The following is a 25,455-nucleotide window of genomic DNA, read 5'->3' as shown; positions in this document are numbered from 1 at the left end:
ATTTGTTTGCAAGGTCTGTATTAATAAGCAAATTAAATAAATATAAGTGTTCAGGAAGCGTTCAGTTTACATCCGTTAATATTGCTCCTGTAATGTATTTATACCTAATCGTTAGATAGTTGTTAAATAAATAAGAATTGTTGGTTAGGTATTCTTCAAAAGGAAAGAAAGATGAAAAAATTAATTTTAAGCATCGGACTATTATCTGTTTTAACGTGTAATACGTTATCTGCACAAGAAATCCTTAATCAAAGTAGCAATACTAATAATCAAACGTTTAATGATGTATCTAGCGACGTTGTGTATAGCCAAGAACAGTTAGCTCAGTTACTTGCGCCTGTTGCTTTGTATCCAGACAGTTTATTAACGCATATTCTTATTGCATCAACTTATCCTCTTGAAGTGGTTGAAGCCGAGCGTTGGATAACAAAAAATAAAAGTTTATCGGCAGCTAAAGTTGCGGATAAGTTAGAAGACAAAGATTGGGAGCCATCAGTTAAAGCCTTGGTTATGTTTCCTGATGTGCTTGAACGTTTAGTTGACGACCTAAGTTGGACTCAACAATTAGGCGATGCCTTCTTACAAAACGAAGAAAGTGTTTTAGGTGCTATTCAAGATTTACGTGTTCAAGCCGACACTGCTGGCAGTTTAGCTAAAATGGAAAATGTAGAAGTTAGTCGTGAAGATAACAACATTATTATTGAGCCAGCCGAGAAAGAAATTGTATATGTACCTTATTATGATTCACGTCATGTATACGGACATTGGCATTCATCACTATACCCACCTGTATATTGGGACTGGGGACAAAGAGTAAGTTATTCAAGTCATAGACCTTTTGGATGGCACAGTGGTGTACATATTTCATTGAACTACTTTTTCAGTGGCTTTCATTGGAGTAATAGACATGTAGTGGTGATTAACCATAGAAATACACGTCATTATCAACCTAAAAAAGTAATTGTTCGTAGTGGTTATTCAAACCGTTGGGCACATAAACCGCAACATAGAAAAGGTGTACGCTACAGTAATAAAAATGTGAGCAAACGCTATGGAAATAATCGCGCTACGGCACATAAAACAGTTGTTAAACGTAATAATCATGCGACAGTTAATGCCAGATTGAATAATAACAAAGCCGTTATTCGTAGTAATAATAGCAATAGAGTTCAAGTTCATCAAAATCGTAAGCATGATGCTGTAGCAAAAAAGCTTAAAGTACAAAAAACGGTTTCTCAACAGAGATTACAGAACAGAATTAAAAACAATGCATCAGATCGTAAACAGTTTAATTCGCAACGTTCTAATGAGTTGAAAAACAAAAGCTATGCTAAAAGCAAAGAAGTGCAAAGAAACAATGTTCAAACAAAAAATGTTCAAACAAAAAACGTTCAAAGAAATAATGTTCAGAAAAGTATAGATAGATCATCGGCACAGCAAGCTAAACAGACTCGACAAGCTAGATCTTCAGAAAGAAGTAAAAGCTATCAGTCAAAACCACAACGTACGCAGAGATCAGAAAGTAAGCAAGTACCTAGATCGAACAGTGGTGGTGAGCGTCAATCTAGACGAGGTGAAAACTAATCTGAACTAGCTTACTAAATATATTGTTTATAAAAGCAAAAGCCCAATAACTAAAAGTTATTGGGCTTTTTTATGTTTGGATGCTTTTTGAGAGAAGCTGAGCTACTTTTTCTCGTGTCAGTTTATGATTATAAAACTGCTAGATATAACTTCTTACCTTAAATCCAGATCAGATTAAGCTGTGTTGTATCATCACTATCAACTAACGATGTATTAATCTTCAAATCCGGGTAATACCGTACTTCTGCTATGTTCAAAGACTAAAGAAGTTTCAACTGTTTGAACTTCATCACGTGAAGTTATTGCCTGAAATACGAACTGTCTTAAATGTTCACTGTCTTTTACCGACATATGAATATAATAATCGTAGTTACCACCCATGTGATACAAACTAATTATTTCAGGTAGTTTCAGTAAATCATCACGCAGTTTATTAACTATTTCTTCAGAGTAGGGCTGTAAACGTATCGCGGCTATCGCTTCAATATTACCGCCAATATTCTTAAGGTTAACTTCGATAAAAGCACCTTTAATTATACCGCTAGTTTTAAGACGTTTTACACGTTCTAAACATGTTGAAGGGGCAATACCTATTTTTGCAGCTAAGTCTTTATTGTTGATATCTGCATTATCATAAAGAAGCGTTAAAATTCGCAGATCAATATCGTCTAGTTTTTTCAAAAAATTATTTCCCTATAACAGTGAAGTCACATTATTAAGTTTACATATAGTCATCTCACTATACTTATTAAATACAGAAATATCATAATAAAGTTCAAAAAAAATGAATTATTCTCGCTTTATTATATTTAATCCGAATTTTTAATTGAAATTTGACTAGTGAACTTATTAAAGGTTAACTTAGTTGTTAAGCGTTTTTATTTTTATAAAATACTTCAATATTTCGAGTGAAATAAGTCAAGTTTTACTCAAAGGGACCGATATAGCTGATTATTATCCATATTTTCTAGATAATTTATAATCCTCAATTACAAATCTTTGTTTAAGTTGATTTATTTTAGCAAAGCGTCTGAATTACAAAGAATTATAATGTCGTGTAGATTAACAGTGTAACTATTTGTTAAGCTAAAAGTTAGCTTAACAAATAGTATCTATAACAAGGCTGTAACGTTATGTTCGATCAAATTTCAACAATTTTTCAGTACCCAGCTGATAATTTACTCATTTACGGTACCTTCAAGCCATGGCTTGTCGCTTTATCTATCACCATTGCCATTTTAGCTTCCTTTATGGGAATGAATGTAGCTTCGCAAGCAAAGTATATTCGTACAGCTTTTTGGCGTCAGTTTATGTTAGTTGTTGGCAGTATCACATTAGGTGGTGGTGTTTGGTCAATGCACTTTATCGGTATGTTGGCATTTGATTTATGTACACCTATTACTTACGGCGTACAACTCACTTTAGTTTCAGTATTACCCAGTATTTTTGCATCCTGGATAACGCTTAATATTATTATCCGTGAAAAAATAACCTGTTGTTTACTCATTATCGGTGGGACTTTAGTTGGTTTAGGTATTGGCACCATGCATTACATAGGTATGGCGGCAATGGAAGTTTCAGCTTCGTTACGTTATGACCTCACTATATTTGGTCTTTCTATTGTTGTTGCGGCTGTTTTAGCTATTCTTTCTTTATGGGTTTATACCCGTTTACGTACTGGTCGGTTTAGCTATGTAGGTAATACAAAAATATCTATGTTAGCCAGTGTTTTCATGGGATTTGCTATTGCTGGTATGCACTATACAGGTATGGCTGCAGCACGATTTGTTCGTCCTCCAGGTCTTGAACTATCAGAGCAAACATCAGACATTTCAATGTATTTAGCTCTGTCTATCACCATTGCTACCATCATTATTATTTTCTTAGTTTTAGGCGCTAATTTACTGATCAAGTATAAAGAAATTTCGGCTAAATCAGCAGATAAAGAAAGTCGTTTACGTGCCATGATGGATACCGCTATGGACGGTATTGTTACGATTAATGATAGAGGCGAGGTTATTAGTTCAAATACGGCTATTGAGCATTTATTAGGTTGGTCGAGTTATTCATTCATCGGTGAAAATATAAACGTTATTATACCTGATGTATTTATTACAGAAGCTAATGGGCAGTTAAGTCGAGATATTGAAACTAAGCATGATAGCAATGTAAGTGGCAGACAAGTTGAAGCATTACATGAGAATGGCGAAACCGTTTCAGTAAAGCTGTCTATCGGGCATGTGAAAATTGATGACGAAAATTTCTATGTTGTGTTTGTAACAGACATACGTAAGCAATTACTTTTAGAGCGCCAAAGACAAGAAGATGAAGAGAAAATTCGTTCGTTAATTACAAACATTCCAGGTATCGCTTATCGTTGTTTAGCTCATGGTAATTGGCCAATGACATTCATTAGTGATGCCGTTGAAGACATTACGGGTTACCCAGCATCAGACTTTATGTTACCTAATCCAAAGCGTTATTTCTCTGATTTGGTTCATCCTGATGATATGCCTGAAATAGCGAGAATAATGCAATTAGCAGAAAAACAATTTAATTTAGAGTACCGCATTATAGACCGCTTCGGTAAAGTGAAATGGATGATGGGGTATGGCAGTTATATCAGTATTAATATCGAGTCAGAGCAAAAGCATTGGTTAGACGGTTTTATTATGGATATTACTGACCGTAAAAATATGGAGCAAGAGCTCGTTGAAGAAAAAAATAGAGCTGAAGATGCGGTAGCTTCTCGAACAGAGTTCTTGGCAAATATGAGCCACGAAATTCGTACACCAATGAACGCTATTATTGGCTTTAGTGACATTATGTTAGACGAAGCAAAAAATATTAATGATGCTAAACATTTAAAAAGTATTAATAACTCGGCCAAATCATTACTCCATTTACTTAATGATATTTTAGACAGTGCGAAAATGGATAAAGGTAAGTTTGATTTAGAGTACCGAGACTTTTCGTTAGTAGAAGAAATTGACACTGTTGTTTCAACATTATGGCTTGAAGTAAGAAAGAAAGGCTTAGATCTTTCTGTTGATATTTCTCCTGATCTCGCTCCTATTTATTATGGTGCGTCAGATAGAATACGCCAAGTTATCACTAACCTAATTGGTAATTCTGTTAAGTTCACAGCCGAGGGTAAAGTGTCGTTATTTGTTACGCCATTATCCAATAGTCATATCCAATTCAGTATAGAAGATACTGGTATTGGGATGACACAAGAGCAAGTTGATAAGATTTTTGAGGCATTTGTACAAGCTGATACATCGATGAGCCGAGTGTATGGTGGTACTGGGTTAGGTACGACTATAAGTAAGCAATTAGTTGAGCTAATGGGCGGTACTATTTCAGCAAGTAGTATTAAAGGCAAAGGTTCTACCTTTATTTTTGAAATTCCGTTAGAAGTATCAAAAAGCAAAGTATTGATTAAAAAATCTAATAAAGTTGAATTACCTAGTTTGAACGTTTTAGTGGTAGATGATATTCCACAAAATGTAGAATTATTAACAAGACTACTTGAACGAGATGGACATATTGTTTGTTCAGCTTTAGATGGCAAAAAAGCTCTTCATTTAATGGAAACTGAAACCTTTGATGGCGTATTGATGGATATTCAAATGCCTATTATGGATGGCTTAACTACAGCTAAAATAAGACGAGAGTTTGAAAGTGCTAATAACCTTAAAGCAATACCCATTATAGCGCTAACAGCGAGTGTGCTTGAAGAAGATCGTAAAGCGGCTAAAAATGCAGGTATGGATGGGTTTGCAAGTAAACCTGTAGATATTGATGAAGTTTACATTGAGCTTGCTAAGGTGTTAGGCGTAACCGTTAGCATTACCGAAACTGCAGAAGTTAGCAGTCAATCTCCTTCAAAATTAGTAGATTGCGATAAAGGTACTAAGTTGTGGGGATCAAAAGAACGATTGTTTGAAGAGCTTGATCTCTTTATGTCAACTTATGCTAATGTTACTAAAGAGCTAAAAGAGTTGTTCTCAAATAAAGAATGGAAGTCTATCAGCCAAGTTTCTCATACACTTAAAGGTTTAACCGGTAATTTAGCATTAACAACACTGCATCGTACTTTCTCTGCTATTGAGCAAGCATCGAACCGTAAAGACGAACTGTTATGTAATGCCCACATAGAAAAGTCAGGAACTATTTTACTAAATTTAGAAGCTTTAATTTTAGAGAGAAAGAAAACTGAAACTGAGGGAAAAACCCAAGATAATAAGGCTTTATTAACAACTGAAGAATGGTTAACCTTATTAGAAGCACTTGATCATATGATAGAATATCAAGGCTTTGATGAGAAATTAATCGCTAAGTTTAATCAGTCTACTCCTCAAGTGGTTAGTGAGTTAAGTCAAAAATTAATACATGCAGTTAATGATTTTGAATATGATAATGCAAAAGTTATAGTGACCCAATTAATCACCTTAGCTAAACAAAATGGGTACGGAAATGAGAGTTGAGAAAGATCATGATTATAAAGTATTAATAGTAGACGATGAGCCTACTAACCTTAGAGTTCTTAAGGAAATACTTGCTAATAGTTATAGATTATCATTCGCCAAAAATGGTGAAGATACGCTGAATATAGTAGAAAAGGATCGACCTGATCTTATTTTACTTGATGTTATGATGCCCGGCATGACAGGCTTTGAAGTATGTAAAAAACTAAAGAGTGAAGAGAAAACCAAAGGTATTCCTATCATTTTTGTTACTGCATTAAGTGACGAAACCGATGAAACCATGGGATTTGAAGTAGGTGCGGTTGACTATATAACTAAACCAGTTTCACCTGCTGTTGTTAAAGCAAGAGTTAAAACTCATTTATCATTAACGCAGGCTGACGAACTAAGAATAACTCGACTGCAAATTATTCAGCGCTTAGGTAAAGCGGCTGAATATAAAGATAATGAGACGGGTATGCATGTAATGCGTATGAGTTATTATTCTCAAGTAATTGCTTTAGCTTATGGTTTAACTAAAAATCAGGCTGAGAATATTCTTAATGCTGCACCTATGCATGATATTGGTAAAATAGGTATACCAGATAACATTATTCTTAAACCCGGTAAATTAACGGATGAGGAGTTCGCTATTATGAAAACTCACCCGCAAATTGGCGCTGAAATTTTAGGTGATACCAATTCTGAATTACTTTGTTTAGCTAAATCAATCTCTTTAACTCATCATGAAAAGTGGGATGGCACAGGTTACCCTAATCAGCTCAAAGGTGAAGAAATACCTATTTCAGGGCGTATTATTGCGTTAGCCGATGTTTTTGATGCTTTAACCAGTAAAAGACCTTATAAAGAAGCTTGGTCTGTTGAGAAAACAATGGAGCATATTCGTAGCCAGAAGGGTAAACATTTTGACCCTGACCTTGTTGATGTTTTAGAAGAAGAGCTTGATAAAATATTGGAAATAAAAAATACATGGGTCGATTAACCATTATGTTTTTTATTTATAGCGTTACAGCTAATCGTTTATTCTAAAGTAAATGAATAAACCATAAGATCAAAAAAAAACGAAGAGGTAATATCTTCGTTTTTTTGTTTCTATTAATGCATAGTTGAGGTGGGAACTAATCAACTTAAGTATGCACTTTCTACTTTTGTGTAAATAAGCTAGTTTTGAATAAGTTATACCAAACGGATTAATTTATTGAGCAACTTAGAGCTACATTAGCAAGCTTAGAACAAGCAAAATTGATTAAACATAGTTATTCTATATTTTTTTAACTAGCGAAGCGTAAATCTCGGGGGCTTGCCCCCGTGCTGGATAGTGTATACTGGGGGGACCCCAGTAAATGCTATTCTTCATATGGAACTTCAAAGAAATACACATCATGTCTTTAGATTAATGTACCACTTTGTGTGGATACCAAAGTATCGACACAAAGTCTTCATTGAACCTTATCGTTCAACAATGAAAGCAATTATTCAAAAAGTAGGATATGACTACGATATTGATATCGTAGAGTTAGAAATTCCGAGTGACCATATTCATATGGTTATTAGAGGGATCCCTAAACAGTCGCCAAGCGATGTTATGCAAATAATTAAAAGTATAACTGCTCGTGAGTTTTTTAGAATTTATCCTGAAATTAAAAAGCAGTATTTCTGGGGCGGTAAATTATGGACACAAAGCTTTTTTGTTGAAACGATTGGTAACGCAACAGAAGAAGTTATCAGGAAATATGTTCAAGAACAGTTAATCGAATTAGATGGTAAAGAAATTAATAGCGATCCACTGAACTTGTTTTGAAACTCGGTCGCTTGCGGCCGAGAATTTTATTTTTGTGATGTTATCAGTTTGCTAATGAGCTCCCGAAGGGCGAGAATTTAAAAGCTCATATGCCGCGTTATTGATTTTGACAAGGTTCCTACATGGATGTAGGACATTAGGGTAACGCAGGAGCAGTTACCGAGAATAACCATTCTCTTCAATCAATGCCTCGCCTACATGGATGTAGGTGCTTAGGTTCAGTCTGGAACTATGAACCTGTGCCTCTAAGCCTTTAAATTCTCGCTAAGTGAGCAATAAATTAATCCGTTTGGTATTAAGCCAAGATCAGGTTAACTATAAAGCTTAGCTTTCAGTAGAAGACTCAGCTTCCATTGCTGCTTTTTTAGCTTTACGTTCTTCACGACGTTCTTTTCTTTCTTCACGAAATTCTTTTTTCTTCTCTTTGATTTGAGCTTGCAAATCTTCGTGAGAATCAATATAGGCTTTAACCTTTTCGTGACGCTCTTCACGGTTATCTTCTACTTCATCTTTCTTCGCTTCAAACCCTTCAGTGTCACCTGAATCTTTAAGTGCTTTTAAAGCTTCACGAGTTGCTTTGTGTTCAGCTTTTTCTAAATCTACTTCGCCTTGCGTAATATCGCCTTGTGCAAGCATATATTCAGTAACAACAGAGCGCATGTCGAATCTCATTTTGTGGCCATGCATCTTTTTTCCGTGCTTGCCATGAGAGCTTTCAGCACATTCAGAACTTTTATCTGAATGGAATGCGTTGGCATTAAAGCCAGCTGTAAGTGCTAAGATCATTGCGATTGAAACTAATTTGATTTTCATAAAAATTCCTTATTTAAATAATTGTAATTACTTACTTTTTTGTAACTACATTTTGTGGTTATGGGTAAGTCGTAAGGTATTTATTCCTTACTTCTTTCATAGTCAGTAACGATAGTTAGGATTGAAAGGTTGCAAAAATAAGGATCAATTATTTTAAGTGATTTAATAATTCGTATAAAAGAAAAGTGATAAACCCAGTAAAATCAGTTGATTGAATGTATATAAAAAAATGTGAAAATAAAGGTAAAAACATTGTTTTTATTGCTCATTTACTGGTTTTTTAAGCAGGTTTCATCAATTTAAGGCTGTTATTCTATGTAGAATAGCTGTGAGTTTTTGAGTGAATAAGTTTAATCCGCATCTAAGCGCTGTGGGTCTACACGTTTACATGCTTTACTTAAATACCAAACAAGTAGGACTATAAAAGTAATCTCGAAAGTTCAACCTACACAAGTTCACATTAAGAAACTTTAACTTACAAAATACGGACTATTTATTAGTCGATTAATCTTCCTTTATCTTCTGTTTTTTTAGTAGTATTCATTGTTATGTTTATTTTTATCAACAGCTAACCTTGCTATAAACTTGTTTAATAAGTAGAGGTTATTTAATTCATTATTTAGGATGACAAGTTATGCCTGAGTCAAAGTTAAATCACATAGAAATCCCTCAAGAAGCCTTTGATTGGTACGATGAATATGCCCATGGTTGTATTGATTGTAGAACATTTTTAACACGTTTAGGTGGCTTAGCTGTCGCGGGGTTAACATTGAGTGTTGTGTCTTCTGCATTACTTCCTAATTATGCACTCGCAGAAACCGTATCGTTTAACGATCCTAGTATCAAAGCTACTTACGCTACGTTTGCTTCAATCAAAGGACATAGAGAAGGGCGCGGTTATTTAGTTGAACCAACGAATGTTAATGCTTCAATGCCTGTGGTACTTGTTGTACATGAAAATCGCGGTCTTAACCCTTATGTGAAAGATGTTGCTAGGCGCTTTGCTCAACAAGGATTTATCGCGTTTGCCCCAGATGCATTACATCCATTAGGAGGTTATCCAGGTAATGATGATGAAGGTCGCGCAATGCAAAAAAGTTTAGATCGCGACAAAATTGAAGCTGACTTTATTGCTGCAGCGGAGTTTTTAAAAGCTCATGCTAAAAGTAATGGTAAGTTAGGTGTGGTTGGTTTTTGCTTTGGTGGTTATATCAGTAATATGCTGGCGGCAGCCATTCCTGATGTTGTTGATGCTGCTGTGCCGTATTACGGTACGCCTGCTAAAGCGGACATAGTTAAAAATATAAAAAGCCCTATATTATTACAATTTGCTGAAAACGATAAACGAGTTAATGCAACATGGCCTGAGTATGAGGCTTTATTAAAAACTAAAGGAATTGACTACCAAGCGCATATTTATAAAGGTACTCAACATGGTTTCCATAATGACTCGACACAACGTTATAACACCGAAGCAGCAGAGCTTTCGTGGCAACGAACTCTTTCATTTTTTAATAAACATTTAACCAGTTAAGCTGAAAATTAACACTCTTATTAGGCTACTTAAATGTTAAGTAGCCTAATAAACACATCAATAAAGCTTATCAGCTTGATGTAGAAAAACTCACTTCGTCTATTAAATAAATAAGTGACTGGTAATCAATTCCACTATTTTTTGATAAACCAATCTCACACGTTCTACTATTGCTATAGCCTTTGCTGCACTTACCTTGTACTTGTGTGGCAAGTGTCGTTAATGCGCTTTCATTGAGTTTTGGCATAAATAAACCTTTATCACCAGCAAAACCACAGCAGGTAATATCTTCAGGCTCAACAACCTCATTCGCACAAGCATTGGCAATGTATCGTAAACTGCCTGCAATTCCTGCTTTTTGACTACTACAAGTAATATGTAATGCAACGGCTTCCTGCTTAGGTACTATTGCTAATTTATCTACTAAAAACTTGGCGCAAAAATCAGTAAGTTCATAAATAGGTAGGGTAGTGCCTATTTCTTTGATCCTTAAATTACATGGGCTTGTATCAAATACGATTGGAATTTCACCATTACAACTTAGTTCGGTAAGCATATGAATAAGTTGTTGGCCTTTATTATTAGCAACTTCTGCAGCACCTTTACTATGAAAAGGCATTCCACAACATAAATCTGAAGGCTTATTTGGTGTAATAACCTGATAGCCAGCTTTGGTGAAAACAGAGTGAGCAACGTCGGTTAAGCTTCGTCTATCCGTGCTATCTATTGCTGGTCCCATGGTACGACTTGCACAACTAGCAAAGAAAATAACTTTGGGAGCATTTTTATCACTAATAGGAGAAATATGAGTAGGGCAACTCTTTGCTTTTGCTGGCCACTTTGAATGCCATAAAGGCAAGCTAGAACCACTTATTTTATGTAATGTTTCACCTAAGTTATTTACAGACTTCTTACCTAATAAATCGGTGAGTTTTCCACTTGCGTTAAAGGCTAAAGCGGTGCCAGTATTTAATACTGAAAAGTGTTCAGCCGACCATTTAGCAATAACCTGACTTGTTTTTCCTAACTTGTTGCCTCTTAGTTGTCTTATTAACTCACCAGTATTTATACCTACTGGGCAACGCTCTGCACATAATCCTGTCGCGGCACAACTATCAATACCTAAATGTTGATAGTTTTTATTTAACTCGACCAACTCAGACTTTTCATCTTGGGATAAAGCGCTTTTGCTGTTCAGTTGTTGTATTCGTCGCCAAATAACAATGCGTTGACGAGGCGTTAAGCTGAATGTTTTAGACGGGCAAACAGGTTCACAAAATCCACACTCAATACATTTATCAACAATAGGATCTGCATGAGGCATTTCTTTTAAATTTTTGATGTGTGAATTTTTATCTTTATTTAAAATAACGCCTGGATTTAAAATCCCTTTTGGATCTATAACCTCTTTAATGCGCTGCATTACTTGGTAAGCGGTTTCTCCCCATTCTAGCTCTACAAATGGCGCCATATTACGACCTGTGCCATGTTCGGCTTTTAATGAACCACCAAATTCAACAGCAACTAATTGAGTCACTTTCTGCATAAAATTATCGTAGCGTTTTATCTCTTCATCATTATTGAAGGTCTGAGTAAATACAAAGTGTAAATTCCCCGCTAAGGCATGACCAAAAATAATTGCTTCATGATAGCCAAACTCATCAAATAAAGTATGTAGTCTTACAATGCCTTCCGCTAAGTTTTCTATTGGAAAAGACACATCTTCGATAATAACCGTTGTACCTGTTTCTCGAACCGCACCTACTGCAGGAAAGGTACCTTTTCGTATTGCCCAAAGTTGCTGAGATAAGGCTGTATCTTGGGTGAAATTGATTGATTGAATAGGTGTAAACGAGTCGATTACTTGTTTAACTTGAGCAATATTTTTAATTAACTCGGCATTTGTTTCGCCACGTATCTCTATCAGCAGAGCTGTTGTTTCATTTGCTTGATCACAAAAACTATCGGGTAAACCTTTTTGACCTTTAACTGAGTTTAATGCGCGCTGATCCATTAATTCAACGGCATCAACAGGGCAGTGACTTAATTGAGTTACTGCTAGGCAAGCTTGTTCAGCCGTTGAAAATGAGAATAATCCGCTGGCCTTGTGCTGATAGTCAGGGTAAGTGCGATAAGTTATATTTGAAATGAAACCTAATGTGCCTTCTGAACCAATCATGAGGTGCATTAAAATATCCAAAGGATCGTTATAGTCGATCAAAGCGTTTATGGCATATCCCGTGGTATTTTTTAAACGATATTTATGAGTGATACGTTGCTTTAATTCTTCATTGTTTTGAACACTTTTTGCTAATTCACTTAAGTTATTTAACATAGCTGAATGACTTTGTTTAAATAGCTCAACATTGAAGGCATCAGCTGTGTTTACTAATGTTCCGTCAGCTAATACTAATGTCATATCGGCAACACTATAGTAGCTATTTTTACTTACGCCACAACACATACCTGAGGCATTGTTAGCGGCAATACCACCAATTTTACAGGTATTAATTGAAGCAGGATCAGGACCGATTTTTCGATGGTATTTGAGTAAATGCTTATTGGCGTCGGCTCCGATAATTCCTGGCTGTAAACTGATCAGATTGCCATTATCTTTAATATGATATTGCGTCCAATTAGTCGTTAATAAAATAAGTACACTATCTGTTATCGCTTGTCCTGAAAGGCTTGTACCTGCTGCCCTAAAGGTAACGGCTACATTAAACTTATGGGCTAAAGCGATCACTTTTTGTATCTGTTTTTCACTTTCTATTTTCAAAACTAATTGAGGTATGAGTTGATAAAAACTCGCATCAGTACCAAAAGCGCGCCTACGCGTAATATCTTCAATAATTTGTTCTGAAGAAAGAGTTTCACGTATGTTTGATAGGAAGTTTGCGTTAATCGTCGCCATTAATTTTTATACCCATACCTTTATTTTTTTGTAGTTAAGATAATTACTTTTTTGATTGTTTAACGAACAACTTTTTAATAAGTATTGCACCTTAAAATCATAGGCGTAAATGTACAATTAATCACACTATTAATGAATTGGAATAAATGATATTGTTTTTTTCTTTTTATCACATAATCAAGAAGTCATTATATGGCAGCTAAAGCTGATGATCTTATATTGTTTGTTCTGGTGGTTGAGGCTGGATCGTTTAGTAAAGTCGCTGAACAGCTTAACTTAACCAACTCTGTGGTAAGTAAACGTATTGGGCGTTTAGAATTACAACTTAATACCCAACTTTTATACAGAACAACCCGTAAGTTGAGCTTAACCGACGCTGGCAGAACGCTTTACGGCAAAGCAAGATTAGCTAAACTTGCTATACAAGAAGCCGAAGACTCTATTACAGGTTATAGCGAAGACATCCGTGGCACCATAAAATTAACTATGCCTATGGTGTCTGCACAACTAGTATTGAATGCAGCATTAGCTAGATTTTGTGATGATTACCCTAGTGTGAATGTAGAGCTATCTATCGATAACAGTGTGGTTGATATTGTTGGGCAGGGCTACGATTTAGCCATAAGAACTGCACAGTTAGAAGACTCTTCACTGGTTGCGCAACGCTTGGTTGATTCTAATTGGGTTGTTTGTGCTAGCCCTCAATACTTGAGCAATGTAGGTACACCTAAAACACCAGAAGACTTATCTACGCATCGCTGTTTAATTTATCAATACGAAGGCACTGGCTCTGAGCAGTGGGCATTTAAAGATGGATCTGGCGAGTACTTTGTTAAAGTGAAAAGTCAGTTTCGTTCTAATAATTTACATTCTTTAAGGCAAGCTGCTTTATCTAATTTAGGGATTGCTTATTTACCTAAGGCGTTAATCCATAATAACTTGATCAATGGTGATCTAGTTTCTATTTTAAATGGATTTACAGCGAAAGATTTAGGTATTTACGCGGTATATCCACGAAGTAGGCAACCCGATAAGAAGCTAAAACTTTTAATTGAATACTTTAGAAAAGCTTATAGTGAGAAAAAAGAATACTTTAGCTGATACTGATTTGAGTGTTAAATAATCATAAAAAATGCCAATCAATAAACTGATTAGCATTTTTATGGAACATAATACTTTTAGGTATTAAGTACCAGCTTTTAAGTATTAGGTTTAAGTACTAGGTATTAAGCGTAAGCGCTAAAGAAGATTAATTACTTACTTCGTTTTCTGCATCTTTTTCTAGATCTTCATCGCTTTCAAATTCTTCAAATGGCTTTTTGTGATGCTTTTTACGTTTTTCATCATCAAATTGATCACCTTCATCATTTTCACCATGTTTACGATCTTTATACATATCGCCTCGGCGTTCGCCTTTACGTTCTCCATCACGCGCGCCATCTTTTTCGCCATGACGCTCTATGTGAGTATCACGTAGAATTTTGTCGAGTTCAGGATGGTTATGAACGTATTCTTTCATTAACTCACGCTTTGCTTCGTGCGCTTGCTTTATTTCGGTTAAGCGAGCTTTAAAGGCATCCATATCGCCAGATTTTTTGAGACGTTTTAATTCAGAACGAAGCGTTCTACGCTCTTCTTTCATGGCATCAAGCTCATCTTGAGTCATGTCACCATTTTTAAGCATGTAATCTGCAATAATTTGATGAGCGCGCATTTGTACACGATGGCCACGCTTAGTTTCTTTTTGCGCGAGCTTCATGGTTACGCCTTCTAAATCTTCTGCAGATATTGCTATGTAAGCATTACCACACAAAATAATAGCTAAAGCGCCTAATAAATAATTTCTAATCTTCATTTTATACTCAGTTCACTTTTATTCGTTAAGCGCGTGTTGTGCTCACACCAGATTCAGACGTTATAGAATTTTCTTGTAAATTCTTCATATCTTGCACGTTAACTTTTATTTCAAATTCACGTTCTTCTGCATAATGATAAAGCTTGGCCATTATGCTTAACGGTTGTTCTAAATTCTGATTTTTGTTTACACGTATCGGTAACGATAAGGTATTAATACCTGCTTTTAAGTCTACAGGCCAACTAAGATCTTGAATGTTGTCGTAACCTTCTAAAGCAATTTGCTGCGGTAAAACAATATTTAAATCAGCATCGTACATATCTTCAGGAGCATCAATCACTAAAACCACTTCTGTTGTAAAATACTCAGGTTCAGCACTCACTATTAGAGGTTGTTGGTCTGGCGAAGGTGTTAAAACATTCCACGCACCAAATATAGATAAAGCTAAAACCGATGCAGCAATAAACCCTTGGAAAAAACTACTGTCATTTTTGGCTGATTTATTAGCATGAATGTTATTGCCAGCTTTATTTACAACCTTATCTAGCATAGCGGTTGCTTGTGTATCACTAAATTCAGGTGTTGTTGATCTCGACATTTTAATTATATATGAATGATGTTCTTGGAGTGTTTTTTCACACGTATCACACGATTCAATATGCGCTTTTAACGTATTGTTTAATACATTTTCTAAGCCTGATCTAAAGTCTACTACCGTAAGTTCATCAATGGCGTTATTAACAAGTTTGCAGTTCATAAGTTTTATCCTCTGTTAATAATGACGAACATTAAGTTCATAAGGTTGTAGGGTAATGTGTTGCTTTAATGTTTTACGAGCGCGATGAAGGCTCGATTTTAACGTACCTAAAGGAACATCCATAATTTCTGAAAGTTCAGGTAGTGTGTAACCATCAATATCGTGTAACGCGACTAGCGCACGTTGATCTTGTGATAACTTATTCATCGCAGTATAAATTTCTTTGTTTTGTTCATCTTGTTGATGATTATCGAAATAGCGAAACAATGGCTGCACTTTATCATCGTCAATATCCTCTAAATTAGGTTGACGTTGTTTCTTGCGATATAAATCGACAAAACGATTATATAAACATCGCATTAGCCAAGGCTTTAATTTTTCTACCTTGCGTAACTCGTTTTCTTTGGTTAATAAAAATTCAAGCAAGTCTTGCAGTAAATCTTCAGCATCATGTTTTGTGCCGGTATATTGATACGCGACTTTAAACAAATTACTCATGTGCGGATGGATTAATGCTTCAAACGATTGCTCTTTTTCTTTCATTCCAAAAAAAGATAAAATTTGACTCATATAAAAAAGGGTCTCAGTAAGTTTCACTCTTCACTAATCATAGTAACGAAATAGACTAGGTAAAGGTTGCAGTTAATTTAATTATTTTATCTATACTTGAATTAAGTACAGAGTATTTAAACAAAATGACAAATGATGTAAGTATAAAATAAGAACTGCAGGTAACAATTTTCTGGCTATTATTACTTTAACTGACCCTCATTTCTTTAATTTAGGTTAAATTCTTATAACCTTTAGTAAAAATTATCGAAGTGATCTTTACTAATACATACAACGTATGACATATTATGTCTGGTTGTTTTTGATATTAATAAAGGAAATCATGGAACTTTCACCGATACAAAATTTTTTAAAGCAAGAAGCTTCAAGCGGTATCATACTGATGTTTGCTGCTGTATTTGCAATGATCTTAGCCAATTCCCCTTGGGCTAATTATTACGATTTATTACTCGATGTACCTGTAGTGGTTGCTATTGGCAGCTTTGAAATAGCTAAACCATTATTATTATGGATAAATGATGGCCTAATGGCATTGTTCTTCTTTTTAGTAGGTTTAGAACTTAAGCGCGAATTTTTAGAGGGCAATTTAGCTCAACCTAGTCAAATAGCCTTACCTGCTATAGCTGCCGTAGGTGGCATGGCGATCCCTGCACTTTTTTATGTTGCATTAAACTATGACAATCCTGCCGCTATTAACGGCTGGGCAATTCCTACCGCAACAGATATAGCGTTCGCTTTAGGTATATTAGCCATTATTGGTAGTAAAGTGCCATTGCAGCTTAAAGTGTTTTTAACATCACTCGCTATTTTTGATGATTTAGGCGCGATTATTATTATCGCTTTATTTTATACCGACCAATTATCGGTACTTTCATTAGTGGTTTCAGCGGTTATATTAACTATTTTATTTGGTTTAAATAAAAAGGGTGTAACCAGCACATCGCCTTATATTTTCTTAGGTATTATATTGTGGATTGCCGTACTTAAATCAGGTGTGCATGCAACACTTGCTGGCGTTGCATTAGCTTTCTTCATTCCTATTAAAGGAGCGGAAGGTGAACCATCTCCACTTAAGTCGTTAGAACATAACTTACATTCAATGGTCGCTTTTATTGTATTGCCGGTATTCGCATTCGCTAATGCGGGTATTAACTTTAGTGGTGTAGGCTTAGATCAAGTACTTTCGCCAGTACCATTAGGCATTATCGCAGGCTTATTTTTTGGTAAACAATTAGGTGTGTTTGGTTTTTGTTTTATCGCGATAAAATTAGGTTTTGCTAAACTGCCTGAAAATGTGAACTGGAAGCTGCTTTACGGTGTGTCTTTACTGTGTGGTGTTGGTTTTACCATGAGTTTATTTATTGGTTCGTTAGCGTTTGAACAATCAGCTGACTCACCATTATTCCAAGACCGTTTAGGTATTGTTATCGGGTCATTAATCTCAGGTATATTAGGTTATATTGTGATTAAAACAGCACTTGATAAAGAGAAGTAATACTGACTTTTTTCAGCGTTAACTTTAAAACGTAAAGGTATAAATCAAAACGGCGATGTAACTATCGCCGTTTTTTGTTAAAGTTGCGGCAAAATTATTTTCACTTACAACAGACGCTTTTGTTCATGCTGTACACATCATCTATTGCTAATACTGCTAACTCATCTGATCAAGTCTTATCTGAAGATCAGCAAACTGATAAGCCGCACAACATCGAAGATTTAATCGAACTGTTCTCCGCCACATTTTTTGCTGACTACAATACAAAATTAATTAAAGGTGATTTACTTACCGGCGATTTACTTTCAGGCGATAATGAACCTGTATATTTACCCGCATCAGAAGCTTGCTCATATCATCAAATTGTTTTTGCTCATGGTTATTTTTCAAGTGGTTTACACGAAATAGCCCACTGGTGTATCGCAGGTAAAGAACGTCGCTTGAAAGAAGACTTCGGTTATTGGTATGAACCTGATGGCCGAAACGAACAACAACAAAAAGTATTTGAGTCGGTAGAAGTTAAACCGCAAGCCATCGAGTGGGCATTTTGTATTGCCGCAAATAAAAAGTTTAATGTATCGGCTGATAATTTAAATGGCGCAGAAGCAGACACGCAAGCATTTAAAGTTGGTGTTTTAAAGCAAGTTGAACATTACCTTGAACATGGGTTTCCACAAAGAGCAGAGCAGTTTATTGATGCACTGAGCGTTTTTTATGGGACATCTTCGTCTGTTTCTTTACCACTATCTGTAACGCTATCACTAGCACAATTTAAATAAGGCTAAGGTTATTTTTATGAAAAAATTCAAACTTGGTTTTGTTATCAATCCTGTTGCTGGTGTCGGTGGAAGTGTCGCGTTAAAAGGTAGTGACGGCGAAAGCACACCAGAAAAAGCTTTAGCTTTAGGTGCTGAATTTAAAGCTAACCAACGTGCAACTACAGCACTTAGTGTGCTTGAACCTTATAAAAGCCAAATCACTATTTACACGGCAAGTGGCTCAATGGGGGAAACTTGCGCTAGTGCTTTAGGTTTTGAAGTGGTTGTAGTAACTCAATCAGCAGAAGCAAGTGTTACCGAAAGCAGTACTACCGAACTCACTGCAGGTGAAGTTAATGCTAGCGAAGTAACGTCTACACCATGCTTAAATACTACAGCACAAGATACTAAAAATGCGGTTACCGCCTTGATGCAAGCTCATGTAGATGTATTACTGTTTGCCGGTGGCGATGGCACAGCACGCGATATTTGCTCAATTGTTGATGACAGGTTTCCCGTACTAGGCATTCCTGCAGGCTGTAAAATTCATTCAGGTGTTTATGCTGTTACACCAAAAGCAGCAGGGCGTGTGGTAGAAATGCTTGTCACTAATCAACTGGTTACACTCACTGATGCTGATGTGATGGACATCGACGAAAGCTTATTTAGGCAGGGCGTGGTTAAAGCGAAACGTTATGGCGAAATGCAAATACCGAGCGAGTTACGTTATGTTCAAGCAGTAAAGTCAGGCGGTAAAGAAACCGATGAACTGGTTTTACAAGACATAGCTGCACACGTTATTGAAACCATGGACGACGAACTTTATATCATGGGATCTGGCTCTACAACGGCATTTATTATGGAAGAACTCGGTGAAGAAAATACCTTGTTAGGCGTTGATGTATTGCACGATCATTCAGTGATCGCCAACGATGTAACTGAGCCACAGCTTTGGGAGTTAATAAATAAGCATTCATTAGAAATACAATCAGCTGAAAATAGAATTGCATCACAGAACGACCAACTTAAATTAGTGATCACCTTAATTGGTGGTCAAGGTCATATCTTTGGTCGAGGTAATCAGCAGCTAAGCCCAAGGATTATCAAGGCTATAGGAAAAAATAACATTATTATTGTAGCGACAAAAACTAAACTTGCCGCTTTAAATAACCGCCCACTTATTATAGATACTGGCGATACAGAGCTTGATCAAACCTTATCAGGATATTTTCCTGTTATTACTGGTTACAAAGATCAGGTATTATATCCAGCTAGTAGCCCTCAATAACGACAATATTTATCAGTACAGGAATACACATGTCAATTCAGAACCTTAACCAACTTTATCAACACTTTGACGATCTTTGTTTAAAAGAAAACAACGACGATGAACTTTTTGCAAGCAGCTATATCAGAGGCTTTATTGCCTTATCTGCAAGTAAGTTTGGCGACGAAACCCAAGCACTATCAGCAGAATTTGCCAACGACATTTCAGCAAAACTAACGGATTCTCGTTCTGAACTAACGCCACAAGATCAACAAATTGTAAGCAACTACTGGGCAGAATTAAAAACCTTCTTCACTGCTTAAGTTTATATATTAAAACGCCCAATGTTAGCGCAATGCTATTGGGCGTGTTTGATTCTATTATTTATCGTCGCTTATCCATCCTTGTTAGCTGGCTAATAATGTTATTAACGATGCGGTAAATCAATTCAACACCACCTTTCTAAATTCCATAATAACTATTCACATTTTTTATATTGTTTTGTGAAAATTATTCACAAAAATAGTTTATTCAACGATATCTAATTCGATTATTATTTCCAAAAAGACCTTTTTGTAAAATATAATTCTGCACACTGTTTTTAAGTGGTTTTATATTTCAATCGGGCTTCTTTTGTTGTTGAATCAACAGGTGCCAGTAGCTATAATCTTGCCACTACTGTTTATTCATTTTTTAGGCGATTGTTATATGAGCAACAAAACTATTTTACATGCAAAACATATTGAAGCTGGCGCTAAAATGGTCGACTTCTATGGTTGGGAAATGCCTATCAACTACGGCTCTCAAATAGAAGAACATCATGCAGTGCGTCAAAACGCAGGTATGTTCGACGTATCTCATATGACTATCGTTGATGTAATAGGCGACCAAGCTCAAGCTTACTTACGTAAATTAGTGATTAACGACGTTGCTAAACTAACGGTTGCTGGCAAAGCTTTGTACACAGGTATGTTAAATGAAGAAGGCGGCGTAATAGACGACCTTATTATTTATTTCTTTAGCGAAACTAGCTACAAATTAGTGGTTAACTCAGCAACACGCGAAAAAGATTTAGCGTGGATGAACAAACAAGCTGAAGGTTTTAACGTAACCATTACTGAACGTCCTGAATTTGGCATGATCGCTGTTCAAGGCCCTGAAGCTAAAGCTAAAGTAGCTACTTTATTAACGGCAGAGCAAACGCTAGCTGTTGATGGAATGAAGCCATTTTTTGGTGTTCAAACGGGCGACTTATTTATTGCGACTACAGGTTACACAGGCGAAAACGGTTACGAAATTGTTGTTCCACAAGACCAAGCAGCAGACTTATGGCAGCAATTACTAGACGCTGGCGTAGCGCCATGTGGTTTAGGTGCTCGCGATACATTACGTTTAGAAGCAGGTATGAACCTATACGGTTTAGACATGGACGAAACAGTTTCGCCGCTAGCCGCTAACATGGCGTGGACTATCAGCTGGGAACCAGCAGAGCGTAACTTTATTGGCCGTTCAGTGCTTGAAGCACAAAAAGCAGCAGGCGACCAACCTAAACTTGTAGGCCTAGTATTCTTAGAAAAAGGTGTACTACGTTCAGGTCTTAAAGTTATCACACCAAATGGCGACGGCATTATTACTTCAGGTACATTTTCTCCAACATTAGGTCACAGTATCGCTATGGCTCGTGTACCGCGTTCAGTTCAGATTGGCGATATCGTACAAGTTGAAATGCGTAAAAAACTAGTTGATGTAGAAGTGATCAAACCAAGTTTCGTACGTAACGGTAAAAAAGTTTTTTAAGCGTTAATGATTAGTCATAATATCGCATAATTTTTAGGCTATAGTAGATTACGGTAGCCAAACACAATTTATAAAAATACATACAGGGTAGGGTTAATAAAATGAGCAACATTCCTTCAGAATTAAGATATGCAGCATCTCATGAGTGGGTTCGTAACGATGGTAACGGTGTAGTAACTGTTGGTATTACTGAACACGCACAAGGATTATTAGGCGATATGGTATTTGTTGAATTACCAGACGTTGATGACGAAATTGGTTCAGGCGATGACGTAGCCGTAGCAGAATCAGTAAAAGCAGCATCAGATATCTACGCACCAATTTCAGGTACTGTAGTTGAAGTGAATGAAAACCTAGAAGACTCTCCAGAATTAGTAAACTCTGACGCATATGGTGACGGTTGGTTGTTTAAAGTTAAAGTTACTGATGAGAGTGATATCGAAGCTTTATTAGATGCAGAGGCTTACGCAGCTTCTATCGCCGAATAGTTAATTCGGTTACATTCTGCATTTATACCGCGTTGATTTCGTTGCTCGACATTATCACTTAGTACACTAAGCTCAAATGTCTCGCAACTTCATCGCCTTGTCTAAAAGCAGACTGTTTACGAATTGTTGCTATGTTAATCAGGTGTGAAAAGCCTCGATTATCTTTGCAAAATATTCGATCTTGTTCTGCATTGTAGATATCTATCTAAAGCAGAGTGATTACGAATTAAAGCATCTAAGCAAAAGAATATTTTAAGCCTCCAACTAAGCAATAAGTTTGAGGCTTTATTTTATTAAATTAGTAAAATCATTTAAGTGAAACTGTTTATGACTACTCAATCTCAAGTAACGTTAAACGAATTAGAACAATCTGAAAATTTTATTAGCCGACACATAGGGCCAAACGCTGAGCAAACTCAAGCGATGTTAAAAGACATTGGTGCTGAGTCTGTTGATGCGCTAATTGACGAAATTGTACCAAGCGATATTCGTTTACCTAACTTACCAGCGATTGAAGAAAGCAAAACAGAAGTTCAGGCATTGTCTGACTTAAAGAAAATAGCTGGCTTAAATAAAGTAAACAACAGCTACATCGGCTTAGGTTACTACCCAACACTTACACCTAACGTAATTTTACGTAACGTGTTAGAAAATCCAGGCTGGTACACAGCTTACACGCCATACCAACCAGAAATTGCACAAGGTCGTTTAACCTCTTTATTAAACTACCAACAAATGTGTTTAGATCTTACGGGACTTGATCTAGCGTCAGCATCATTACTTGATGAAGGTACAGCAGCAGCCGAAGCAATGGCATTGGCTAAACGTGTATCTAAAAACAAAAAATCAAACTTGTTTTTCATCTCAAGCGACGTTTACCCACAAACAATCGATCTTGTTAAGCAACGTGCTGACATGTTCGGATTCGATATCATTGTTGCTCCAGCAAACGAAGCAGCTGATCACGATATCTTTGGTGCTTTATTACAATACCCAAGTGCAACGGGTGAAGTAAGTGACATCAGCGAGTTAATCGAAAAAATTCATGCGAATAAAGGCATAGTAGCAGTAGCAGCCGACATCATGAGTTTGGTTATGTTAAAAGCGCCAGGTCATTTAGGTGCTGATGCTGTAATTGGTTCAACCCAACGTTTTGGTGTTCCAATGGGCTACGGCGGACCACACGCTGCATTCTTCACAACGTCTGACAAATACAAACGTTCATTACCAGGTAGAATTATTGGTGTATCTCGCGATACGCGCGGCAACCCAGCATTACGTATGGCAATGCAGACGCGCGAGCAACATATCCGTCGCGAAAAAGCCAACTCAAACATTTGTACCGCTCAAGTATTATTAGCCAATATGGCTGCATTTTATGCGGTTTATCATGGTCCTAAAGGCTTAAAAGTAATTGCTGAACGTATTCATCGTTTTACTGATATTTTAGCGGCTGGCGTATTAAGCAAAGGTTTAACGCCATTACATAACAACTACTTCGATACATTAAGCTTCAACCTAAATTCATTAGGTAACTCAGGTTTCGACAGTAAAGAAACTATTGTAGCGCGCGCGTTAGAAAATAACGTAAACCTACGTATAGATGTTGAAAACCAAATCAGCATTTCAATTAACGAAACGACTACACGTAGCGATATCGACAGCTTATTCACTATTTTATTAGGTGAAGGGCACAACCTAAGTGTTGCAGAGCTAGACGAGCAAGTAATTGCAAACGGCAGCGATTCAATTCCAGACGGTTTAGTGCGAGACACTGAAATATTAACGCATCCAGTATTCAACTCGTACCACAGCGAAACTGAAATGCTGCGTTATATCAAAAAGCTTGAAAACAAAGATTTAGCGTTAAACCACTCAATGATTTCATTAGGTTCTTGTACCATGAAATTAAACGCGACAGCGCAGATGATACCTGTGTCTTGGCCTGAATTTGCCAACATGCATCCATTTGCTCCTACCGATCAAGCACTGGGTTACAAACACATGATCGACGAACTAGGCGACTGGTTAGTTGAGCTTACGGGCTACGACAATATTTCAATGCAGCCTAACTCAGGTGCACAAGGTGAATACGCAGGTTTAATCGCCATCGTTAAATACCATGAAAGTCGTGGCGAAGCGCATCGTAACGTGTGTTTAATACCAGCTTCAGCGCATGGTACAAACCCAGCGTCGGCACAAATGGTAGGCATGAAAGTTGTTGTAGTAGATTGTGACAAACAAGGTAACGTTGACATGACCGACTTGCGTAACAAAGCAAGCGAAATGGCAGACAACCTTTCTTGTATCATGATCACATACCCATCAACACACGGTGTTTACGAAAGCACAATTGCTGATATTTGTAATATTATTCATGAACATGGCGGCCAAGTTTACCTTGATGGCGCAAACATGAACGCACAAGTTGGCGTAACGTCTCCTGGCTTTATTGGCGCAGATGTTTCACATCTTAACTTACACAAAACTTTCGCTATTCCACATGGTGGCGGAGGTCCAGGTATGGGTCCAATAGGTGTTAAATCTCACCTTGCACCATTCCTACCTGATCATGCTTTAGTTAATGTAAACGAAAGCACAAAAGGTAATGGCGCAGTATCGGCAGCACCTTATGGCAGCGCAGGTATTTTATGTATTTCATACCTTTACATCGCATTGTTAGGTAAAAAAGGTGTAACTGACGCAACTAAATACGCGATAACCAACGCTAACTACTTAGCTAAAAAGTTAAGCCAACATTACCCAATTTTATACTCAGATAAAAACGGCCGTGTAGCACACGAATGTATTATTGATTTACGCCCAATTAAGGCTGAATCAGGTATTACAGAAGTAGATATTGCAAAACGTTTAATGGATTACGGATTCCATGCACCAACCATGTCGTTCCCAGTTGCGGGTACGTTTATGATTGAACCAACAGAGTCTGAATCTAAAGTAGAGCTTGACCGTTTTATTGAAGCCATGACATGTATTCGCGACGAAGTTCGTAAAGTAGAGTCAGGTGAGTGGACGTTAGAAAACAACCCATTACACAACGCTCCACATACGTTAGCTGATATTACTGATACATGGGATCGTGGTTACACTGTTCAAGAAGCGGTATTCCCAGTACCAGCAGCTGCGGCTAATAAATTTTGGCCAACGGTTAATAGAATTGATGACGTTTTTGGGGATAGAAATTTAATATGTTCTTGTCCTCCGGTTGATGCGTATAAAGACTAGTTAACTGTTTGAAATTTAAAATTAAAAAAGCGAGCTGATGCTCGCTTTTTTGTTTTCTTAGCCGTAATATATATTAATCTGAATGA

Annotated in this window: 19 protein-coding genes; 13 read left to right on the top strand and 6 right to left on the bottom strand. The window is 36.7% G+C overall.

Going from position 1 to position 25,455, the window contains the following annotated elements; genetic code table 11:
- Nucleotides 1–171 precede the first annotated feature (171 nt).
- Nucleotides 172–1,584, top strand: coding sequence for a DUF3300 domain-containing protein (locus ACPUVN_RS11060; protein WP_426360252.1), 1,413 nt, complete (start codon nucleotides 172–174; stop codon nucleotides 1,582–1,584).
- A 213-nt stretch (nucleotides 1,585–1,797) separates the two neighbouring features.
- Here ACPUVN_RS11060 and ACPUVN_RS11055 read toward each other — a convergent pair whose 3' ends face one another.
- Entirely contained in the window at nucleotides 1,798–2,265 is a 468-nt protein-coding gene (locus tag ACPUVN_RS11055) for an Lrp/AsnC family transcriptional regulator (protein WP_426360253.1), read from the bottom strand.
- Nucleotides 2,266–2,717: 452 nt separating this feature from the next.
- Between ACPUVN_RS11055 and ACPUVN_RS11050 the strand changes: the two genes are divergently transcribed.
- From ACPUVN_RS11050 to tnpA, 3 genes are all read left to right on the top strand, one after another.
- The gene (locus ACPUVN_RS11050; RefSeq protein ID WP_426369101.1) at nucleotides 2,718–6,074 is read left to right on the top strand and encodes an MHYT domain-containing protein; all 3,357 of its coding nucleotides are present in this window, start codon (nucleotides 2,718–2,720) and stop codon (nucleotides 6,072–6,074) included.
- Entirely contained in the window at nucleotides 6,064–7,056 is a 993-nt protein-coding gene (locus tag ACPUVN_RS11045; RefSeq protein WP_426360256.1) for a response regulator, read from the top strand. The genes ACPUVN_RS11050 and ACPUVN_RS11045 overlap by 11 nt, the downstream gene beginning before the upstream one ends.
- A 375-nt stretch (nucleotides 7,057–7,431) precedes the next feature.
- Nucleotides 7,432–7,875 carry an IS200/IS605 family transposase gene (gene tnpA / locus ACPUVN_RS11040; RefSeq protein ID WP_426357702.1) on the top strand — a complete coding sequence of 148 codons (444 nt, stop codon included), beginning with the start codon at nucleotides 7,432–7,434 and terminating at the stop codon, nucleotides 7,873–7,875.
- Nucleotides 7,876–8,199: 324 nt separating this feature from the next.
- On the opposite strand, the gene ACPUVN_RS11035 is transcribed toward tnpA, so the two are convergent.
- Nucleotides 8,200–8,688, bottom strand: a complete 489-nt coding sequence (locus ACPUVN_RS11035; RefSeq protein WP_426360257.1) for a hypothetical protein — start codon at nucleotides 8,686–8,688, stop codon at nucleotides 8,200–8,202.
- Between the two features lie 634 nt (nucleotides 8,689–9,322).
- On the opposite strand from ACPUVN_RS11035, the gene ACPUVN_RS11030 reads away from it, so the two are divergent.
- Entirely contained in the window at nucleotides 9,323–10,222 is a 900-nt protein-coding gene (locus ACPUVN_RS11030) for a dienelactone hydrolase family protein (RefSeq protein WP_426369100.1), read from the top strand.
- Between the two features lie 70 nt (nucleotides 10,223–10,292).
- Here ACPUVN_RS11030 and ACPUVN_RS11025 read toward each other — a convergent pair whose 3' ends face one another.
- Nucleotides 10,293–13,136, bottom strand: coding sequence for an FAD-binding and (Fe-S)-binding domain-containing protein (locus tag ACPUVN_RS11025; RefSeq protein ID WP_426360259.1), 2,844 nt, complete (start codon nucleotides 13,134–13,136; stop codon nucleotides 10,293–10,295).
- A gap of 192 nt (nucleotides 13,137–13,328) precedes the next feature.
- Here ACPUVN_RS11025 and ACPUVN_RS11020 point away from each other — a divergent pair, with 192 nt between their 5' ends.
- Entirely contained in the window at nucleotides 13,329–14,237 is a 909-nt protein-coding gene (locus ACPUVN_RS11020) for a LysR family transcriptional regulator (RefSeq protein WP_426360260.1), read from the top strand.
- 148 nt (nucleotides 14,238–14,385) lie between these two features.
- Here the strand turns inward: ACPUVN_RS11020 and ACPUVN_RS11015 are convergent, their stop codons facing one another.
- The 3 genes from ACPUVN_RS11015 to ACPUVN_RS11005 are packed head-to-tail and all read right to left on the bottom strand — an operon-like array spanning nucleotide 14,386 to nucleotide 16,318.
- Nucleotides 14,386–14,991, bottom strand: a complete 606-nt coding sequence (locus ACPUVN_RS11015) for a hypothetical protein (protein WP_426369099.1) — start codon at nucleotides 14,989–14,991, stop codon at nucleotides 14,386–14,388.
- A gap of 25 nt (nucleotides 14,992–15,016) precedes the next feature.
- Complete coding sequence (locus tag ACPUVN_RS11010) at nucleotides 15,017–15,748, bottom strand: hypothetical protein (protein WP_426369098.1); 732 nt, start codon at nucleotides 15,746–15,748, stop codon at nucleotides 15,017–15,019.
- 15 nt (nucleotides 15,749–15,763) lie between these two features.
- Nucleotides 15,764–16,318, bottom strand: coding sequence for an RNA polymerase sigma factor (locus tag ACPUVN_RS11005; protein WP_426360263.1), 555 nt, complete (start codon nucleotides 16,316–16,318; stop codon nucleotides 15,764–15,766).
- Nucleotides 16,319–16,640: 322 nt separating this feature from the next.
- Between ACPUVN_RS11005 and nhaA the strand changes: the two genes are divergently transcribed.
- The 7 genes from nhaA (at nucleotide 16,641) to gcvP (ending at nucleotide 25,369) form a co-directional block, all read left to right on the top strand.
- Complete coding sequence (nhaA, locus tag ACPUVN_RS11000; RefSeq protein ID WP_426360264.1) at nucleotides 16,641–17,813, top strand: Na+/H+ antiporter NhaA; 1,173 nt, start codon at nucleotides 16,641–16,643, stop codon at nucleotides 17,811–17,813.
- A gap of 125 nt (nucleotides 17,814–17,938) precedes the next feature.
- A complete protein-coding gene (locus ACPUVN_RS10995) occupies nucleotides 17,939–18,592 on the top strand; it encodes an elongation factor P hydroxylase (protein WP_426360265.1) in 654 nt (217 codons plus the stop codon).
- Between the two features lie 16 nt (nucleotides 18,593–18,608).
- The gene (locus ACPUVN_RS10990) at nucleotides 18,609–19,859 is read left to right on the top strand and encodes an ATP-NAD kinase family protein (RefSeq protein ID WP_426360266.1); all 1,251 of its coding nucleotides are present in this window, start codon (nucleotides 18,609–18,611) and stop codon (nucleotides 19,857–19,859) included.
- 29 nt (nucleotides 19,860–19,888) lie between these two features.
- The gene (locus ACPUVN_RS10985; RefSeq protein WP_426360267.1) at nucleotides 19,889–20,161 is read left to right on the top strand and encodes a YfcL family protein; all 273 of its coding nucleotides are present in this window, start codon (nucleotides 19,889–19,891) and stop codon (nucleotides 20,159–20,161) included.
- Between the two features lie 385 nt (nucleotides 20,162–20,546).
- Nucleotides 20,547–21,635 carry a glycine cleavage system aminomethyltransferase GcvT gene (gcvT, locus tag ACPUVN_RS10980; protein ID WP_426360268.1) on the top strand — a complete coding sequence of 363 codons (1,089 nt, stop codon included), beginning with the start codon at nucleotides 20,547–20,549 and terminating at the stop codon, nucleotides 21,633–21,635.
- Nucleotides 21,636–21,736: 101 nt separating this feature from the next.
- Nucleotides 21,737–22,123 carry a glycine cleavage system protein GcvH gene (gene gcvH, locus ACPUVN_RS10975; RefSeq protein WP_426360269.1) on the top strand — a complete coding sequence of 129 codons (387 nt, stop codon included), beginning with the start codon at nucleotides 21,737–21,739 and terminating at the stop codon, nucleotides 22,121–22,123.
- A gap of 327 nt (nucleotides 22,124–22,450) precedes the next feature.
- Complete coding sequence (gene gcvP / locus ACPUVN_RS10970) at nucleotides 22,451–25,369, top strand: aminomethyl-transferring glycine dehydrogenase (protein WP_426369097.1); 2,919 nt, start codon at nucleotides 22,451–22,453, stop codon at nucleotides 25,367–25,369.
- Nucleotides 25,370–25,455: the final 86 nt, after the last annotated feature.

Source organism: Pseudocolwellia antarctica (assembly GCF_049933045.1).
Taxonomy (GTDB): domain Bacteria; phylum Pseudomonadota; class Gammaproteobacteria; order Enterobacterales; family Alteromonadaceae; genus Pseudocolwellia.
This window is presented reverse-complemented; position numbering and strand designations above follow the sequence as displayed.